This window comes from Natronococcus sp. A-GB1 (assembly GCF_029688845.1).
In the GTDB taxonomy this organism is placed as follows: Archaea; Halobacteriota; Halobacteria; order Halobacteriales; family Natrialbaceae; genus Natronococcus.
This window is the reverse complement of record NZ_JARUKW010000014.1, coordinates 1-17,416: the sequence shown is the minus strand read 5'-3', so window position 1 is coordinate 17,416 and position 17,416 is coordinate 1. Positions and strand designations below refer to the sequence as shown.

Here is a 17,416-nt window from a genome sequence, read left to right as displayed (position 1 = left end):
CTAGTTATTAGGGCGACCACGCGACTGGTTGCGCTCGCTTTCGGAAACGTCGTACAGGAGTTCGTTCGAGTCCTCAGACGGGACCCCCGAGGTACTCGTGGACGACGACGACGAGCGCGAGCCCGCCGACGAACAGCACCATCGCGAGGAGTCCGGACAGTTCTATCGCGTCGGCGAGCGCGAGCGCTCCGAACACGGCGAGTCCGACCCCAACGGCGTAAATTCCGAGGTTTCGAACGAGATCGGCGGCGGCGACTGAGTCGAGCATAGTCGTCGATACGGCGGACCCGCTAGTAAATCCGGCCTTTCGCGCCGCCCGGCGGGCTCCGACCGAACGGTAGCTTCAAACGAGTCGAACCCCTTCGGTCGGATATGTTACAGGCGGTCGTCTTCGACCTCGATTACACGCTCGCGGTTCCCCAGCGGGATCGGACGACGATCCTCGAGGCGGCGACCGACGCCGCCGGCGCACCCGAACTGTCCCGAGCCGACTACCTCGAGGCCCATCGCCGGAACCTCACGCAGGAAACCCGGGAACCGATCTTCACCGAGCTGCTCGAGGACCGGGAGACCGAGGCCGAGCCGGCCGAGGTCGCCGCGGCCTACCGCGAGGAGATCGCCGCCGACCTCGAGCCCCTGCCGGGCGTCGAGTCCATGCTCGCGACGCTACACGAGCGCTACCGAATCGGACTGTTGACAAACGGTCCCGTCCGCGCCCAGCGGGATAAACTCGAGACGCTGGGCTGGGAGGACGCCTTCGACGCGGCGCTCGTCACGGGTGAACTCGAGGCCGGCAAGCCCGACGTCCGCGCCTTCGAGGCGATCGCGGACGAACTCGCCGTCGATCCCGAACGAACGGTGTACGTCGGCGACGAGGTCGAGGCCGACGTCGAGGGTGCGACCGGAGCCGGGATGACCGCGATCCAGATCCTGCTTGAGGACGGCCCCGAGCCCGACCCGCGTGCGGCCGCCCACGTCGAACAGGAGGCCGTCGCGACGGCGGTCCCCGAGGCGGTCGCCGCGCTCGAGGGGACGAACTCGACGAGCGGATCGTAGCGCTCAGGGTCAGGCGTCGGCGTCGACGACGGCGTCGACGACGTCGGTCGCTCGTTTTACCGCAGCGCCGCTCTCGACGAACACCAGCGTTTTCGGGGGTTGTGACGCCTTCGGTCGGACGCGCAACTCGAGGTTCGTCGCCGTCTCGGCCGCGAGCTCCTGCCCGCGCTCGAACTCGAGTCGGAGTCGATCCGGGTGGACGAACACCCGGGCGATTCGGTCGGCTTCCGTTCCGGCGACGAGGTCGTACGCCCGCGCGCCGTCGGCCGACGGCTCGACGTTCCGGTCTGCGTCCGTGACCGAAACGCTCTCCAGTGCCCCGTCCTCGCGCCCGTCGAGCTCCGAGGCGAGCAGTTCGGCGATCCGTCGGCCGTCGGTGGTTCGTTCCTCGACCATGGCCGAGGTCGGTCGTCGGCAACCTAACGCTCTTCGATCAGCGCCGAGCGAGCGACCGGGACGAGTTCGGAGACGTCGATCCCCCGGCGGCGAGCGTAGACGACGGCCGCAGTTTCAATCGTCACCCCCAGCTCTCCCTGCAGACCGTTTATCGCGCCGACTGCCTCGTGTTTCTCGACGCCCTCGGCGACGAGACCGTCGAGAACCCGCTCGAACGCCGACCGTTCCCGAAGCAGGTCCTCGTCGGGGACGAACTCCTCGGGGATCCGAACGTCGGTCGGATCGAAGGCGGCGACGAGGTCGCCGTCCTCGTGGTCGAGCAGCCCCTCCTGGGTCGCGACGTCGATCAGCCGCTTCGCCTGATCGGGCGAGAACCAGTCGCGATCCAGCGAGAGCGCGACGACGACGGCGTGTTCCTGCAGGCGGTCGGTTCCGTGCTGGATGAAGGGGGCTGCGACGGCGACGCGAAGACTCATCGAGGACGACTCTCTCGAGGGACGGAAAAACGGTGGCGGTTCCGGCCGGGCTCATACGGATTGCTGCAACGATGTCCCGGCGCAACCGCCGCACGGGTCGCGGTTGCGCCGGTACTGACGTACAGTAAACCGTATCAGTCCGAGGCGCGACCTCCCCCGTTGCGGTCGGCGCGGGAGGGTGGCGGGAACTCGGCCGGTGCGGTCGCCTCCGGCGGTTCGGGGAGAACACAGCGGTCGGGTTCGCGGTTGACGTGCTGGTACTGTGCCGGCGCGTTCGCGAGCGGATGAGCGGGGTTCTGATCGCTGTCGATCCGTGCGGCGCGGATCTCAGCGAATCCGTTGAGTCGTGCCTGAATCCCGCGCCAGTGATACCGTGTCGCCGTCGGTACCGAGATCGGCTGTGGCGGCTTCCGATCGGGGTGACCGATGGCGAGGACGGTGTTGTTGACGTTGCTGGCGAGGGCGTCGTGATCGATGAGAACGCCAACTCGAGCGTCCGCCGGGGCTCGAGCCGCCAGTACGTCGAGACCGAGATGTAGCGCTCGGTACTCGGCGACGTTGTTGTCCGGCGGCGCGTCCGCGGTCGCGATCCGAGCGACGCGGGTGCCGTCGCGCGTTTCGATGACGGCGCCCAGGCCACCACCCGACTCGCGGAACGACCCATCGGTAGCGACGTAGAAGTCGCGGTGGTGGGTTCGTGGAGGGTGGGCGATGTGGGGCGTGGGCGACTCGTCGAACAGGTCCCGCAGGGCAGACCGGCCGTGAGCGGCCATACTGGATGTAGGTTATCTAGCTCACTTAAGCTTGCGGCCGGTATCAGCCGGAGCAGTCGAACGATGGTTGCAAACTCGAGCTCCGTTGTAAATAGTTGTGCAGTATCGCTTTCTGCTGTCGATACCTGAACGGATCTGGCCCAAAACCGCGTAACAAACAACCAACCTTTATATTGCATACACCTATTTCATAGGGTATGAAGGGTGCTGACAACCTGTACTCCGGTCGGCGATCCGTGCTGAAGGCCACCGGCGTAATCGGTGCAACGGCCGGTCTGGGCGCCATCGCGGGCTGTCTCGACGACCCCGAGGGCGACGACGACGACGACCTAGACGAGATCGTGATCACGCAGGGGGAGATCATCGAGAACCCGGATCCCAACGACCATATCACGGGACCGTACTTCAACGTCCTCGATCCGGTCTACGAACCGCTGTTCAACGTGACGCCGGAGTTCGAGTTCGAACCCCGTGTCGTCGAGGAGTGGGAGGACACCGACGAGGGCGCCGAGCTTACGCTTCGGGACGACGTCGTCTTCCACAACGGCGACGAGATGACCGCCGAGGACGTTGCCTACACGTTCAACCGGATGATCGACCCCGATCTCGGCATCGAGAGCGACCAGGCAGCCGGGCTGGGCGCGATCGACAACGCGGAGGCGCTCGACGACACGACCGTTCTCCTGGAACACGAGGTCGCGCCGTCGCTGGCGGAGTTCGAGTACGCCAACTACGGCCGCGTCGTCAACCAGGAGTGGATCGAGGATCAGGAACAGCCCGTCGCCGGCGACGACGAGGAGGCGTTCAACGGCACCGGTCCCTACGAGGTCGTCGAGTACGAGCCGGACGTCCAGGTCGTCCTCGAGCCGTTCGAGGACTACTGGGGTGACGAAGCGACCCTCGAACGGGTCGTCTTCAACCAGGACGGCGAGTCCAGCGGTCGCGCGAACGCGCTGGAAACCGGCGAGAGCGACATCGTCGACAACATCATTCCCGAGGACGTGCCGGGCGTCGACGATGCCGACGGCGTCGAGATTCGCGAAGAGACCAGCCTCCGGAACGTCTTCCTCGTGATGAAATCGGGCGTCGAGCCGTTCGACAGCACCGAGTTCCGCCAGGCGATGAACTACGCCGTCGACAACGAGGGAATCATCTCCGACGCGCTGGGCGGGTACGGCGAGGCGATGACCCAGCCGATTCCCGATGGTGTGTTCGGCCACAACCCGGACCTCGACACCTACGAGCAGGACTTAGAGCAGGCCGAGGAGCTGGTCGAGGAGAGCGGCTACGCGGGCGAGGAGATCACGCTGTACTCCCCGGAGGGCCGGTACCTCAACGACGCCGACGTCGCCCAGATGGCTGCCGACCAGATCGACCAGCTCGACAACGTCGACTGTAGCTTCGACACCGCACCGTTTCCGGACATCTCCGACGCCAACAGCGCCGGCTACGACGACGAGGAGATGCCGTTCTTCCTGATCGGCTGGGGCGTCATCACGGGCGACTCCGACTACGGGCTCGCACCGTTCTTCGTCGAGGAGGCACCACAGGAGACGCTTCGCAACGAGGAGATCTCCGAGGCGATCCTCGAGAGCCAGACGATCGAGGACGAGGACGAACGCGAACAGCAGCTCCAGGAGATCAACGAGGAGCTCCGGGAGGAGGCGCCGTGGGTGTTCCTCCACTCCCAGGACAGCGTCTACGGGGTCCGCGAGGACCTCGACTGGGAGCCCCGGACCGACGAGAGCATCTACCTCTGGGAGCTCGATAGCTGAGACTCCGAAGGGAGGGGTAGAAACGTTTCAGATCGCTGTTCCGGAAGAACCACATACTCCTGGCAAAAAATTCGGCTACCGATACGTCTAACGGCGTTCGATCGACATACCAATGGCTTTTGGAAAATTCTTGCTCAAGCGGACCTTGCAGGGGATCCTCGTCGTCTGGGGGGTCGTGACAGTGTTGTTCGGGCTCCGGGCAGTGACGCCCGGCGACCCGGTCAACCTGATCGTCGACCCGGCCGTCGACCAGGCAACCCGTGAACGGATCCGACAGGAACTGGGACTGGATCAACCGATCTACGTACAGTACGCCGACTACTTGCAGGACCTACTAGTTGGAGACCTGGGCTACTCCTACCAGGCGAGCCGCCCGGTCTCAACGATGGTCATAGAGCGCGTTCCCGCGACGCTAGAGCTTGCGATCGCAGCGACGATCGTCGCACTCGTGATCGCGATCCCGCTCGGGGTCATCAGCGGAACCCGTCGCAACGAGCCCGCCGACTACGGTGCGACGTCGTTCTCGCTCCTGGGGATCAGTACGCCGAACTTCTGGCTGGGGATCATGTTGATCCTGCTGCTGGCCGTTCAGCTGGACGTGTTCCCGACGGGCCGTCGCCCGGTGGCGTTCCACGACGCCTTGTGGACGTTCCTGACGACGTTTTACGTCGGCGATCTGCTCACCTGGCTCCACCACATCATCCTCCCGGCGGTCACCCTGGGAACGTACTTCACCGCGTTGATCACCCGACTGACCAGAAGCGGTATGCTCGACGAGTACGGGAAGCCGTACGTGACCGCGACCGAGGCCAAGGGGATTCCCGAGACGCTGGTCCGGTACAAACACGTCCTCCGGAACACGATGATTCCGATCATCACGGTGCTGGGACTGCAGCTTGGCACCTTGATCGGCGGCGCGGTCGTCACGGAGACCGTCTTCTCCTGGCCCGGCCTCGGGCTGCGGCTCATCAGCGCGATACACAACCTGGACTGGCCGCTCATTCAGGGCATCATTATCTTCATCGGTGTTAGCTACGTGATCATCAATATCGGCGTCGACGCGATCTACGCGAAGCTCAACCCGCGGGTGCTAGACGAATGATTTCGGACCGAATCAAATCTAACCTCAGACAGGAGTTCCGGCGAAACCTGCTTCCGAAACTCGGGCTCGCGATCCTCGTCGTTGTCGTGTTGATGGCGCTTTTCGCTCCCGTCCTCGCGACGCACAACCCCAACACGACGGGCCACTTCGACGACGGCAACTCCTACCCACCGATAGGGACCAGTTACGACTCCTACGAGGTCGTCGACGGCGAGCGCGAGCCCTACTCGGTCGAGTACTCGACCGACCACTACCTCGGCACGAACAACGTCGGACAGGACGTCTTCTCGCGGCTACTGTACGGCGCCCGCACCTCCCTACTCGTGGGGATACTCGGAACCGGGCTCGCGGTGGTGATGGGCGTCCCGTTCGGGCTGGTGTCCGGCTACTATGGGGGCCGGGTCGACGACGCAATGATGCGCGTCGCGGACGTCATGCTCGCGTTCCCGTCGCTCGTGCTGGCGCTGGCGCTGATCGGCGTGTTCGGCTCGATGTCGATACCCGTCCCCGACCCGATCGTGACGGCCGGCTTCGCCGAGGGGATGCCCTCGGCGACGATATTGCCCGGGACGATAACCGTCGTGGTCGGGCTCGTCACGTGGGTGTGGTTCGCCCGGGTCGCCCGCGGGGAGGCGATGGCGATCCGCAACGAGGAGTATGTCAAGGCCGCGCGTAGCCTCGGCGCGAGCAACGCAACGATCCTGCTCAAACACGTGCTGCCGAACAGCCTGACGCCGGTGATCGTGCTCGCGACGATTCAGGTCGCCGCGATCATTCTCCTCGAGAGTTCGCTGTCGTACCTGGGCTTTTCGGGGACGACCCTCTCGTGGGGGTACGAGATCCAGCAGGGCCAGGACTACCTCCGAACGGCCTGGTGGGTCTCGACGGTCCCCGGAATCGGGATCGTGCTGTCGGTGATCAGTATCAACCTCCTCGGTGACTGGCTCCGGGACTCGCTAGATCCGAACATCGAGGGCGAAGGAGGGGGTGCCTAACATGACAGAGGATATTCTCCGCGTAAACGGACTATCGACGCGATTCTTCACGGAACAGGGACAGGTAAACGCGGTCTCGGACCTCGACCTCCGGATCGAACGGGGCGAGGTGGTCGGGATCGTCGGCGAGAGTGGCAGCGGGAAGAGCGTCACGGCCCGATCGGTGATCGACCTCATCGAGTCGCCGGGCGAGATCACCGATGGCGAGATCTGGTTCAACGAACCCGACCTCGCCGAGGCGGTCGCCGGCGACCACCCCGAGGCCGTCGACGGCTCGTTCGTGAACTTGCTCGAGGTGCCAAAGCGGGTCCGGCGGTCGCTTCGGGGCTCGTCGTTCAGCATGATCTTCCAAGATCCCGAAAGCAGCTTCAACCCGAGCCTCACCGTCGGCGAACAGATCGCCGAGGCCGTCGAAGTCCAACAGCGGGCGAGCGCGAACCCCCGGTCGACACGGGCGAAGACCCAGGAGTACTCGCTTGGCACGCTCATGCTCTCGACGGTGTTACCCTCGAAGAAGTACGTCAGCGAGGCCAGCCGCGAGCGGGCGATCGAACTGCTCGAGCTAGTCGGCATCCCCGACCCCGTCGAGCGGGCCGACGAGTACCCCCACGAGTACTCCGGGGGGATGCTCCAGCGGGCGATGATCGCTCAGGCGTTGGCCGGCGAGCCCGACATCCTGGTCGCCGACGAGCCCACGACGGCTCTGGACGTAACGATCCAGGCCCAGGTGCTCGACCTGCTCGACGACTTACAGGACGAGACCGGCATGACGATCCTGCTGATCACGCACAACCTGGGCGTCGTCGCCCGGATGTGCAACCGCGTCGGCGTCATGTACGCCGGCGAGATTGTCGAGCGGGGCACGCTCGAAGACGTCTTCGACGACCACGTCCACCCTTACACTGAGGGGTTGCTCGGGTCGATTCCTGACCTTGAGAGTGCAGGGGATCGACTCGAGCCGATTCCGGGCAACGTGCCGAGCCTGCTCGACCACGAGATGCCGGATCAGTGTTACTTCGCGGATCGCTGTCCGAAGGCGATGGAGGACTGCCTCTCTCATCCTCCGGAGTACGAGGGGAGGGGTACCGACGAACACGAGGTGCGCTGTGTCCTCGCAACCCAGGAGTACTCCGAGGCGCGCGCACTGTCGGCCGACTACTTCGGGAAGGACGACCGGACGGCGGTCGACAAACACGCCGACCCCGACGGGTTCGAGGACGACGTCCAGCCCGAGCGGGCAGAGTCGACCGTCGAGAGCTCGGGGGGTGAGCGGCGATGAGCGCCGACAACCCTCTCGTCCGGGTCGACGGGCTCCAGAAGTACTTCTGGGAGAACGACTCCGTCCTCGATCGACTGCTTGGCGACGATCCAGTCCCCGTCCGGGCCGTCGACGGTGTGAGTTTCGACATCCAACCCGGCGAAACGCTCGGGCTCGTCGGCGAGTCCGGCTGCGGGAAGTCGACGACGGGCGAGACGGTCCTTCGCCTCCAGGAGCCGACCGACGGCGACGTCGCCTTCGACGGAAAGAGCGTCTACGACCTCGAGGGCAAGTCGCTGACCGAGTTCCGACGGGATGCCCAGGTCGTCTTCCAGGACCCGTTCTCGAGTCTGGATCCCCGGATGACGATCGGCGGGATCGTCACCCAGCCACTCGAGATCCACGACTGGCCCTGGACCGACGCCGACGTCGAGAGCCGCGCCGAGTTGCGAACCGACGGCATCTCCGCGGATATCGTCTCGGTGACCGTCGACGACGACGTCGACAAGCTCGTTTCGCCGGTCGACGGGGTCGCGACGGTCCACGTCACCGTCCGCTCGAGCGACGTCGCGGGCGACGTCGACCCCAACGAACGGGGCGTCGCCGAAGCCGAGGGCGCCGTCGCGGAGGTCGCCGAGGATCTCTCGATCGACGTCGAGCGCGGCGACGGGATCGAAGTCCACGTTTCGGTCGGCCGTTCGACGAAACAGCTCCGGCTCGACCGCGCACGGGACCTCCTCGAGCGGGTCGGGCTCTCGGTCGACCAGCTCGATCGCTACCCTCACGAGTTCTCGGGCGGCCAGCGCCAGCGCATCGGCATCGCCCGGGCGCTCGCGCTCGAGCCGGAGTTCATGGTGCTCGACGAGCCGACCTCGGCGCTGGACGTCTCGGTCCAGGCGCAGGTGCTCAATCTGCTCAACGATCTGCAGACGGAGTTCGATCTCACCTACCTGCTGATCAGCCACGACCTCTCGGTGATCCGCCACGTCTGTGACCGGGTCGCCGTGATGTACCTCGGCGAGATCGTCGAGATCGGGCCCGTCGATGAGCTGTTCGAGGACCCGAAACACCCCTACACGCGGGCGTTGCTCGACAGCGTGCCGCGAGCCTCGACAGACGAGCGCGACCGCGAGCGCGAAACTCTCTCGGGGGACGTTCCCTCGCCGCGGGATCCGCCAAGCGGCTGTCGATTCCGGACCCGATGTCCAAAGGTGATCCCACCTGCGGACCTCGAGATCGACCAAGATACCTTCCGTAAGCTGATGACGCTTCGTGAGCGCGTCGAGAGTCGCGATATCTCCCTCGAGACCGTCGGCGACGAGGACGAGTTCGATCTCGAGGACGGGACCGTCGCCGCGGCCGACGCCGACGCGTTCGCGATAGCGCTGAAGGGGCGGCTGCTCGAGACCGAGCTTCCGCCGCGACACGACGGGGTCGTCGAGGACGCGCTGGCGTCGGTCGCAGTCGGCGACTGGGATGAGGCAGCCGAGCGACTCCGCGAGGAGTACGAAAGCGTCTGCGAGCGGCAAAACCCGGCTCTCGAGGCCGACGACCACCCCGTCGCTTGCCACCTCTACGACGCGGAGGCCGGGCGACGCGAGGCGCCCGCACCGGAACGGTAGTCGGCCGTCCACTTTTTTTCGAGCAGCCGAATGCGAGAGTATCACTCGCTCGGCCCAAACCGTTTTGGCAGCAGGTGTAATTACAAATGGCGGCTTCCCTCAGATATGACGCAGACCCCATCTCGTATGGAAGCTGCCTGTTCGCTGCTGGCCGAGTCCGAGCGTCGGTACCTCCTCTACCAGCTAGCCGAGACGCGGCGGGGAAACCTCGAGGACGTCGTCTCCGAGATCGCCGCCTGGGAGCGCAGCGAGGACGGCTCGATCGACTCGGAGGACAGACAGCGCGTATACGTCTCGCTGATCCACAACCACCTCCCACGACTGGCCGATTACGGTATCGTCGACTACGACCTCCGAAGCGGCGATATCGTCCTGACGGAGGGGTTTGACGACATCCGACCGCTGCTCGAGCAGTTCAAGCAGACCGAATCGGAGCCGGAGATCCGCGAGAAGCCGCTGCTGTAGATCCGAAACGCATAGCAGGTCGCCCGCGAAACGGCGACCGTGAGCCGCTACCGAAATCTCGCTCTCTTCTTGGTTCTTGCCGCCGCCTGGGGTAGTTCGTTCGTCGCGATCAGTGCGGGGCTCGATCACTTTCCACCGGTGTTGTTCGCGGCGCTTCGCTACGACATCGCGGGCGTCGTGATGCTCGGGTACGCGATCTATGCCGTCGATCACTGGCGACCCACCGGGCGCGAGGAGTGGGCGACCGTCACGGTCGGCGCGGCGCTGTTGATCGGTGCCTACCACGTCTTTCTCTTCGTCGGCCAGCAACACACGACCGCCGCCGCCGCGGCGGTGCTGGTGAGCCTCTCCCCGGTGTTGACGACCGGGTTCGCGCGGGCGCTCGTTCCGTCGGATGCGCTGTCGGCCGTCGGCGTCGCCGGCGTCTGCGTCGGCCTCGTCGGGGTCGGCGTCGTCGTCCAGCCCGACCCGTCGAACCTGTTCGCGACCGACGCCGTCGCGAAGCTGCTGGTGTTCTGTGCGGCCGCGGCGTTCGCGCTCGGCAGCGTCCTCACGAGGCGACTCGAGGCCGATCTGCCGATCGAGACGATGGAGGCCTGGTCGATGCTCGGCGGGGCCGCCCTGATGCACCTCGTGAGCCTCGGCCTCCGCGAACCGATCGAGCCGGCCGCCTGGGCCGATCTCGAGGCGATCGGCGCGCTCGCGTACCTCTCGCTCGTCGCGAGCGCGCTCGGCTTTCTGCTGTACTTCGATCTGCTCGAGCGACTCGGCGCCGTCGAGATCAACATGGTCTCTTATGTCGCCCCGGTGTTCACGGCGATCGTCGGCTGGCTGTACCTCGGCGAGGTGATCGACGCGGCGACGGTCGCCGGGTTCGCGCTGATCGCCTGCGGGTTCGTCCTCGTAAAGCGTCGCGCGATCGGTCAGGAGGTCGCCGCGGTCAGGCGGTGGGGATCGAGCTGACGGCGCGTCCTACCGACCGTACGCGTGGCCGACGTAGAGTGCGGCGAGGTTGAGCCCGAGCAGGGCCAGAAACGTGGCGGTCTCGGTCGCCGTCGACAGGCCGGTCGCCAGAAGCGGGACGTACAGAAAGGGGAGCACGATCGCCGACCAGAAGCCGGCCTTCCGAACGGAGTCGGCGACGTGGGGGGCGAGTCGCTCGAGGAGCCGATCACCGTCCGGTCCCTCGGTACTCTCGGGGCGGGAGTCGTGGGTCGTTGAAGAGTTAGCCATCGAAACACCTGACCACGTCTCGCGTTCCCACCCGGCGCCACATATATCGGCGCGACCGTTTCGACCGGTTGTATACGGTTCATCCGAATAAGGGTCGAACTGAACCGAACCGAACGCGGACTCGCGGTCGGTGAGAGCGGTTGCGCTCGCAGCGCGTCCTCAGAGCCACGGATCGAGAATATGACTGTGTAGCTAAAGGTTCCGACTGTTCAGTCGAGCGAACGACCGATCGAACCACCGGAAACGAACGTCGAACCGTTCGAACCGACCGACGGCGCGGCGTCGTCGCGGAAACGAAACCGTTCGGAAACCGGGTCGGTAGCGATCGAACGGAGCGTAAACCGAACCCTATCGTCAGCAAAACGGGGTCGAGTCGCTACTGGAACCCGATCCGGCTGCCGCGGCGACCGGTCGGATCCGGGCCGCTCGAGCCGCCCTGGAACTCCTCTTCGATCCGCTCGTAGTAGTCGAGGATGTCGTCGGTGATCGTCGGCCGAACGTTCTCCATGGCCTGGCGGAAGTGGCGCATCTCGACGGTGTCGGCCTCGTGGTCCTCGCGCAGTGCCTCGATGGCGGCCTCGCGGGCGATCGACTCGAGGTCGCTGCCGACGTAGCCGTCGGTGATCTCGGCGATCTCCTGGAGGTTGACGTCCGCGGCCAGCGGCGTCCCCTGGGTGTGGATGTCGAGGATCCGCTCGCGACCCTCGACGTCGGGTTCGCCGATCATCACCAGTCGGTCGAACCGCCCCGACCGCAACAGGGCGGGGTCGATCATGTCGGGTCGGTTGGTCGCGCCGATGACCATCACGTTCTCCATCTCCTCTAACCCGTCGAGTTCGGTCAGCAGCTGGTTGACGACCCGCTCGGAGACGTTCGAACCGGTCTCGCCGCCCCGCCCGGGCGCCAGCGCGTCGAGTTCGTCGAAGAAGATCACCGTCGGCGACACCTGTCGGGCCTTGCGGAACGTCTGGCGGATCGCCTTCTCGGATTCGCCGACCCACTTGCTGAGCAGCTGTGGACCCCGAACCGAGATGAAGTTGGCGTTCGTCTCGTTGGCGACGGCTTTCGCCATCAGCGTCTTCCCCGTCCCGGGCGGCCCGTACAGCAAGACGCCAGCCGGCGGATCGATCCCCAGCCGCTCGAACCGATCGGGATTGTTCAGTGGCCACTCGACGGACTCCTGGACCTGCTCCTGGGCGTCGTGGAGGCCCCCGACGTCGTCCCAGGAGATCTTCGGCAGCTCGACGAGCACCTCCCGCATCGCCGAGGGTTCGACCTCGTTCAGGGCGCCACGGAAGTCCTGGCGCTTGACGATCATCCGGTCGATCAGGCTCGGCGGGATGTCCTCCTCGTCCAAATCGATCTCCGGCAGGTATCGGCGCAGGGCCTTCATCGCGGCCTCCTTCGTCAGACTCTCGATGTCGGCGCCGACGAAGCCGTGGGTTTCGTCGGCCATGTGGGCCAGATCCACGTCGTCCGACAGCGGCATTCCGCGCGTGTGGATCTGGAGGATCTCCTCGCGACCCACCTCGTCGGGGACACCGATCTCGATCTCGCGGTCGAACCGACCCGGCCGACGCAGGGCGGGGTCGACGCTGTCGACCCGGTTGGTCGCGGCGATGACGATCACCTGGCCTCGAGCCTCGAGGCCGTCCATCATCGTCAGCAGCTGGGCGACGACCCGGCGTTCGACCTCGCCGGTGACGTCCTCACGCTTGGGCGCGATGGAGTCGAGTTCGTCGATGAAGATGATCGCGGGCGACTCCTCGCTTGCGTCCTCGAAGATCTCCCTGAGTTGCTGTTCGCTTTCCCCGTAGTACTTCGAGATGATCTCCGGTCCGGCGATGGAGAAGAAACTCGCCGAGGTCTCGTTGGCCACCGCCTTGGCGAGCAGGGTCTTCCCGGTGCCGGGCGGGCCGTGCAACAGGACGCCCTGTGGCGGCTCGATCCCCAGTTTCTTGAAGATCTGGGGATGTTTCATCGGCAGCTCGACCATCTCGCGGACCCGCTGGATCTCGTCTTGTAGGCCCCCGATGTCCTCGTAGGTGATCCCGCCGCCGGTCTTTTCGAAACCGCTGATGGGTTCCTCGCGGAGTTCGACGTCGGTGTCCTCAGTGATCAAAACCACGCCCTCGGGCTCGGTTTCGACGGCGATCAGCGGGATCGCCTGCCCCGGCGAGCGCATGAAGGGGTGGTTCGTCGAACTCATCACGGGGACGATGTCGCGGCCGACGACCGGGCGCTTGAGGATCTGGCGTTTGACCATGCCAGCGGCGTCGGAACCGAACTGGACCGACGCCTCCTCGGGGGGTGCGAGGACGAGCTCGTCGGCCTTCGTCGCCTCGGCCTTCCGGATCGTCACTCGCTCGCCGATACCGACGTCGGCGTTCTGTCGGGTGAAGCCGTCGATCCGGACGGTGTCCGTGTTCCAGTCCTGTCGATCCGCACGCCACACCTTCGCGGCGGTCGTATCCGCGCCTTCGATCTCGATGATGTCGCCCGGACTCAGCTTTAGATGTAACAGCGTGTCCGGGTCGAGTCGGGCGATACCGCGACCCGAGTCGTTCGGGTACGCTTTCGCAACCTCCAGTTGGACTTCGTTCATGATTCGGGATGGACGGCGATGTCAGTGATTCCGATTCGGTACCGGATAGGCTTTTTGCTACCGTGAACCCACACCGTGCTAGTTGTCACCATATCTAACTGAGGTGGCAAGACACATAGAGGTACCGCCTTCGGCCGCGGGCACCTCTCGCCCGCAAGAGGCGTGGCTTTTTGCCCACACCAGTCGCCCCTACGAGTATGCACACGCTCGCGTTCGACGGCCGACTGGGTGCCAGTGGCGACATGCTCCTCGCCACGTTGCTCGACGCCGGCGCCGATCCGGCCGCCCTCGAGCCCGTCACGAACGAACTCGACCTCGAGTACCGGATCGACGACACCGTCAAATGCGGGATCGCGGCGACCACCGTCGACGTCGTTCTGACCGATGCCGACGAGGACTCCGACTCGAGCCACGGTCATGTCCACGATCACGATCGAGGGGACCCGGAGTCCCACGGCCACGGTCACATCCACGACCACGACGATCCGGATCAGCATGGCCACGGTCACGTCCACGATCACGACGCCTCGAGCGACGCGGTTCCAGCCGAGGGCCACGGCCCCCACCGCAGCTACCTCGAGGTCTGCGAGATCGTCGAAGGGATGGGTCTCGACGAAGCGATCGAACGCGACGCCCTCGCGATCTTCGAGCTGCTCGGTGAGGCCGAGGCGAGCGTCCATGGCGAATCCCTCGAGGAGATCCACTTCCACGAGGTCGGCGCCGACGACGCCATCGCCGATGTCGTCGGCGCGGTCGCGCTCGTCCACGATCTCGGGGCTGAGCGGATCGTTACCACCCCGTTGGCGACCGGCGGCGGCAGCGTCGGCATGAGCCACGGCGAGTACCCCGTCCCCACCCCTGCCGTCATCGAGATCGCCGAGCGCGCCGACTGGTCGCTGCGGGGCGGTCCCGTCGACGTCGAACTGCTGACGCCGACCGGGGCGGCGATCCTGGGCCACCTCGCCGACGGCGTCGAGTCACTGCCCGCACTGGAGCTCGAGGCCTCGGGCTACGGCGCCGGCGGCTACGATCTCGATCCCCATCCGAACGTGCTCCGAGTGCTGGTTGGTGACGGCGGCAGCGAACTCGTCCGAGACGACATCGCCGTCCTCGAGACGAACCTCGACGACGCGACGCCGGAGGTGCTCGGCGGCCTTCAGGAAACGCTCGCGGACGCGGGCGCGCGCGACGTTACGATCATCCCGGCAACGATGAAGAAGTCTCGACCCGGCCACCTCGTGAAGGTGATCTGCAAACCCGAAGACAGGAAGCGGGTCGCGCGAACGCTGGCCGAAGAGACCGGCACGCTCGGCGTCAGGGAGGCCGGCGCGACCCACCGCTGGATCGCCGATCGGGAGTTTGAGACCGTCGAGCTCGACCTCGAGGGCGATCACCACGAGATCACGGTCAAGATCGCGAGCGACGCCGACGGTGAGGTGTACGACGTCAGCGCGGAGTACGACGATGCCGCGCGGGTGGCTCGAGCGATCGACCTCCCGGTTCGGGAGATCGCTCGCCGCGCCGAAGCCATCGTTCTAGACGAAGAGACTGACCGGTGACGAGGAGGTCACCGAGTGTCGACGGGACAGTGTCGGTCGACGGCGGCCGGCCGATTCGTTCGCGGTCGACCGGTTCGAGCGCCTTCGATAGCAGCTTTCTCGGGACCCTCGAGGAGCGAACGACGGCGATCGTGAGCGAGTAGGGTAGGGTCGTTCACTCGTCCTCGTCGCCGGTGTCGTCGATCGGGATCGAGGTCGAATCGTCCCAGTCGTCCCCGGACGACGTGGTCGAAGACTGCGAGACGTTCGTCGACTGTGAGACACTCGAAGACTGCGAGAGCTTCGAAGATCGTGAGACGTTCGTCGAACGGGAGACCGACGTGCTGCTGCTGGTCGATCGGGAGACGGCGGTGCTTTCGTCGCCCGGGAACCGATCACCGAAATCGTCGGTCTGAACGATCGACCTCGAGGTCGACTCGGCGCCGCCGGAAATCGTGGTCACCGAGAGATCGATGTCGTCTTCGGCGTCGACGATCACCCTGACGTCGGTTACGCCGGCGTCAGGATCGCTCTCGTAAGTCACTGCCCCCCACTGGAACGTCTCCATCTCGGCGTCCCGATTGCCGTCGGTCGGGTCGTCCCCATCGAAGAAGTCTGTCCTCGCGTCTGGAGCCGCGATCGTCTCGACGGAGACGCTGTTTTCGGACTCGACGGTTATCTCGACGGTTGTTTCTCCTGTTTTCGACTCGGTCCCGTGGATTACCGTTCCCCAGGGAAATTCGGTTTCGATCATTGTAGAGCCTCTGACGGCTGGTCTTTCGCGTCTCTCGGACGGGCTACGAGTGGTTCTGTTCCTCCGGAACGGCAACAGTGAACGCTGCGCCGAGGAGGACGACGCTCACTTTCCGCCGAGTCGTGTCGGTTCCGTCTACATCGAGCGCTCTCGATCGGAACCTCGCTGGTTCGTCGGTCGACCCGATTCGGTTTGAACAGCGGAAATCGTTTCACCGGTAGTCGCCAGTTGAACGCTCAAACGAACCGCCGAATTCGGGTAGGCGGGTACAACTCGCTCCCGATCGGTGAGGGACGTGGGAAATACCGGAACTCGTGAAATACCCACGAGTAGCTAGTCGTGCATCTTCGGACACGAGCGAGAGCGCTCGGCGAGACAGTACCGGTGGTGTAGTGCTCGCCTCGAGACGAATTTCCACAGCGCTCACGGTTTGGCCTTCAGATCCGCAGTCCTCGCTTTCTGGATGGGTCTCGAGGGCTACCGTTCCTTACAAATCGTCTCGCGACCTCGAGGATCCGCTTCAGTGGATCTGCCGTAGGCCACCGCTCGTCTTACTTGGCGGTGCCTCTTCGGTGATACCGACGACTGATCCAGACGTATCTGTACCGGATCGCTTCAAAAATACGGGTGGACGGAACGAATAGTACGTCCATCACCCAGTCGAGAGGCCGATTCCGTCTCGGCTGCTCGCGCTAGCTCTGGCTCTGCGAGTTCGAGTTGTACTGTTCGTTGTTTCCGTAGGCCCTAGCGGTTCCGTACTTTCCTGCCGTCGCCTTGGCGTTACCGCTGTTGTACGCCTTGTTCGACTGGTACACGTTCTGGTGCTGTTTCTGGCCGCCTCTTCGCCAGCGACCGCCGTGCTGGCGCTGTGCGTTCCAGTTCGCCTGGACGTTGGATCCCTGGGCGTGGGCGTGTCCCCCCTTACCCGCGCGCGCTTTAGCGTTACCGCTGTTGTACGCCTTGTTGGACTGGTACACGTTCTGGCTCTGCTGCTGACCACCGTGTCGGTCTTTTTTCCGATCGTGGTCCTTTTTGTCTTTCTTATCTTTCTTATGGCTGTCAGCTGCAGCGGTCCCGGCGGAGCCGGTGAAGAGCAGTCCTGCTGCGAGTGCCGTAACGCCTCGTCGTGAGTAGGTTTTCTCGTCGCTCATTTTTTGTTCTCCGAGCACGTACGGGTCGGTGGCGTCGCCACTGGCTTCGACTCTCGGTGGCGCCCCGTAGTATTAGGGCGTGTCCACCACCTCCCCGTGAGTGCTCGTTTTGGCCGTCCATGGAACCCGTATTAAACCACGACCATCGTTTCGACGGTGGCCGATCGTACTGTCCGACAAGCCTCCCTTTGAGGGGCGGAAACGGTCTTGCTTTCTA

General features: G+C 65.0%; 17 protein-coding genes. 9 read left to right on the top strand and 8 right to left on the bottom strand.

Annotated elements, in window-relative coordinates:
* Positions 1-73: 73 nt before the first annotated feature.
* Positions 74-268, bottom strand: coding sequence for a hypothetical protein (locus QA600_RS15855; RefSeq protein WP_278292925.1), 195 nt, complete (start codon positions 266-268; stop codon positions 74-76).
* A gap of 104 nt (positions 269-372) precedes the next feature.
* On the opposite strand from QA600_RS15855, the gene QA600_RS15850 reads away from it, so the two are divergent.
* Entirely contained in the window at positions 373-1,056 is a 684-nt protein-coding gene (locus QA600_RS15850) for an HAD family hydrolase (protein ID WP_278292924.1), read from the top strand.
* Positions 1,057-1,065: 9 nt separating this feature from the next.
* On the opposite strand, the gene QA600_RS15845 is transcribed toward QA600_RS15850, so the two are convergent.
* The 3 genes from QA600_RS15845 to QA600_RS15835 all read right to left on the bottom strand — a co-directional run bounded on the left by QA600_RS15845 (position 1,066) and on the right by QA600_RS15835 (position 2,701).
* A complete protein-coding gene (locus tag QA600_RS15845) occupies positions 1,066-1,452 on the bottom strand; it encodes a hypothetical protein (RefSeq protein WP_278292923.1) in 387 nt (128 codons plus the stop codon).
* Between the two features lie 23 nt (positions 1,453-1,475).
* Positions 1,476-1,928, bottom strand: a complete 453-nt coding sequence (locus QA600_RS15840; protein ID WP_005559297.1) for a DUF2240 family protein — start codon at positions 1,926-1,928, stop codon at positions 1,476-1,478.
* Positions 1,929-2,062: 134 nt separating this feature from the next.
* Complete coding sequence (locus QA600_RS15835) at positions 2,063-2,701, bottom strand: ribonuclease H (protein ID WP_278292921.1); 639 nt, start codon at positions 2,699-2,701, stop codon at positions 2,063-2,065.
* Positions 2,702-2,898: 197 nt separating this feature from the next.
* On the opposite strand from QA600_RS15835, the gene QA600_RS15830 reads away from it, so the two are divergent.
* The 7 genes from QA600_RS15830 to QA600_RS15800 all read left to right on the top strand — a co-directional run bounded on the left by QA600_RS15830 (position 2,899) and on the right by QA600_RS15800 (position 10,881).
* Positions 2,899-4,476 carry an ABC transporter substrate-binding protein gene (locus QA600_RS15830; RefSeq protein ID WP_278292920.1) on the top strand — a complete coding sequence of 526 codons (1,578 nt, stop codon included), beginning with the start codon at positions 2,899-2,901 and terminating at the stop codon, positions 4,474-4,476.
* Between the two features lie 112 nt (positions 4,477-4,588).
* Positions 4,589-5,578: an ABC transporter permease gene (locus QA600_RS15825; RefSeq protein WP_278292919.1), complete on the top strand. Its 990-nt coding sequence runs from the start codon at positions 4,589-4,591 to the stop codon at positions 5,576-5,578.
* Complete coding sequence (locus QA600_RS15820; protein ID WP_278292918.1) at positions 5,575-6,573, top strand: ABC transporter permease; 999 nt, start codon at positions 5,575-5,577, stop codon at positions 6,571-6,573. The genes QA600_RS15825 and QA600_RS15820 overlap by 4 nt, the downstream gene beginning before the upstream one ends.
* A gap of 1 nt (position 6,574) precedes the next feature.
* Positions 6,575-7,852, top strand: a complete 1,278-nt coding sequence (locus QA600_RS15815) for an ABC transporter ATP-binding protein (RefSeq protein ID WP_278292917.1) — start codon at positions 6,575-6,577, stop codon at positions 7,850-7,852.
* Complete coding sequence (locus tag QA600_RS15810) at positions 7,849-9,453, top strand: ABC transporter ATP-binding protein (protein WP_278292916.1); 1,605 nt, start codon at positions 7,849-7,851, stop codon at positions 9,451-9,453. The genes QA600_RS15815 and QA600_RS15810 overlap by 4 nt, the downstream gene beginning before the upstream one ends.
* Positions 9,454-9,558: 105 nt before the next feature.
* Positions 9,559-9,918: a hypothetical protein gene (locus QA600_RS15805; RefSeq protein WP_278292915.1), complete on the top strand. Its 360-nt coding sequence runs from the start codon at positions 9,559-9,561 to the stop codon at positions 9,916-9,918.
* A gap of 39 nt (positions 9,919-9,957) precedes the next feature.
* Positions 9,958-10,881 carry a DMT family transporter gene (locus tag QA600_RS15800; protein WP_278292914.1) on the top strand — a complete coding sequence of 308 codons (924 nt, stop codon included), beginning with the start codon at positions 9,958-9,960 and terminating at the stop codon, positions 10,879-10,881.
* A 9-nt stretch (positions 10,882-10,890) separates the two neighbouring features.
* Here the strand turns inward: QA600_RS15800 and QA600_RS15795 are convergent, their stop codons facing one another.
* Together QA600_RS15795 and QA600_RS15790 are read right to left on the bottom strand one after the other, a co-directional pair.
* Complete coding sequence (locus QA600_RS15795; RefSeq protein ID WP_278292913.1) at positions 10,891-11,151, bottom strand: hypothetical protein; 261 nt, start codon at positions 11,149-11,151, stop codon at positions 10,891-10,893.
* A gap of 376 nt (positions 11,152-11,527) precedes the next feature.
* Positions 11,528-13,756, bottom strand: coding sequence for a CDC48 family AAA ATPase (locus QA600_RS15790; RefSeq protein ID WP_278292912.1), 2,229 nt, complete (start codon positions 13,754-13,756; stop codon positions 11,528-11,530).
* 197 nt (positions 13,757-13,953) lie between these two features.
* Between QA600_RS15790 and larC the strand changes: the two genes are divergently transcribed.
* Entirely contained in the window at positions 13,954-15,315 is a 1,362-nt protein-coding gene (larC, locus tag QA600_RS15785; protein ID WP_278292911.1) for a nickel pincer cofactor biosynthesis protein LarC, read from the top strand.
* Between the two features lie 154 nt (positions 15,316-15,469).
* On the opposite strand, the gene QA600_RS15780 is transcribed toward larC, so the two are convergent.
* Positions 15,470-16,048, bottom strand: a complete 579-nt coding sequence (locus QA600_RS15780; protein ID WP_278292910.1) for a hypothetical protein — start codon at positions 16,046-16,048, stop codon at positions 15,470-15,472.
* 692 nt (positions 16,049-16,740) lie between these two features.
* The gene (locus QA600_RS15775; protein ID WP_278292909.1) at positions 16,741-17,199 is read right to left on the bottom strand and encodes a hypothetical protein; all 459 of its coding nucleotides are present in this window, start codon (positions 17,197-17,199) and stop codon (positions 16,741-16,743) included.
* Between the last annotated feature and the right edge of the window lie 217 nt (positions 17,200-17,416).

Excerpts from the sequence above, each read along its gene's own strand:
- QA600_RS15835 (WP_278292921.1), bottom strand. The coding sequence starts at position 2,701 with ATGGCCGCTCACGGCCGGTCTGCCCTGCGGGACCTGTTCGACGAGTCG.
- QA600_RS15795 (WP_278292913.1), bottom strand. The coding sequence starts at position 11,151 with ATGGCTAACTCTTCAACGACCCACGACTCCCGCCCCGAGAGTACCGAG.
- QA600_RS15775 (WP_278292909.1), bottom strand. The coding sequence starts at position 17,199 with ATGAGCGACGAGAAAACCTACTCACGACGAGGCGTTACGGCACTCGCA.
- QA600_RS15790 (WP_278292912.1), bottom strand. The coding sequence starts at position 13,756 with ATGAACGAAGTCCAACTGGAGGTTGCGAAAGCGTACCCGAACGACTCG.
- QA600_RS15820 (WP_278292918.1), top strand. The coding sequence starts at position 5,575 with ATGATTTCGGACCGAATCAAATCTAACCTCAGACAGGAGTTCCGGCGA.
- QA600_RS15805 (WP_278292915.1), top strand. The coding sequence starts at position 9,559 with ATGACGCAGACCCCATCTCGTATGGAAGCTGCCTGTTCGCTGCTGGCC.
- QA600_RS15830 (WP_278292920.1), top strand. The coding sequence starts at position 2,899 with ATGAAGGGTGCTGACAACCTGTACTCCGGTCGGCGATCCGTGCTGAAG.
- QA600_RS15780 (WP_278292910.1), bottom strand. The coding sequence starts at position 16,048 with ATGATCGAAACCGAATTTCCCTGGGGAACGGTAATCCACGGGACCGAG.
- QA600_RS15810 (WP_278292916.1), top strand. The coding sequence starts at position 7,849 with ATGAGCGCCGACAACCCTCTCGTCCGGGTCGACGGGCTCCAGAAGTAC.
- QA600_RS15855 (WP_278292925.1), bottom strand. The coding sequence starts at position 268 with ATGCTCGACTCAGTCGCCGCCGCCGATCTCGTTCGAAACCTCGGAATT.
- QA600_RS15840 (WP_005559297.1), bottom strand. The coding sequence starts at position 1,928 with ATGAGTCTTCGCGTCGCCGTCGCAGCCCCCTTCATCCAGCACGGAACC.
- QA600_RS15825 (WP_278292919.1), top strand. The coding sequence starts at position 4,589 with ATGGCTTTTGGAAAATTCTTGCTCAAGCGGACCTTGCAGGGGATCCTC.
- QA600_RS15815 (WP_278292917.1), top strand. The coding sequence starts at position 6,575 with ATGACAGAGGATATTCTCCGCGTAAACGGACTATCGACGCGATTCTTC.
- QA600_RS15850 (WP_278292924.1), top strand. The coding sequence starts at position 373 with ATGTTACAGGCGGTCGTCTTCGACCTCGATTACACGCTCGCGGTTCCC.
- larC (WP_278292911.1), top strand. The coding sequence starts at position 13,954 with ATGCACACGCTCGCGTTCGACGGCCGACTGGGTGCCAGTGGCGACATG.
- QA600_RS15845 (WP_278292923.1), bottom strand. The coding sequence starts at position 1,452 with ATGGTCGAGGAACGAACCACCGACGGCCGACGGATCGCCGAACTGCTC.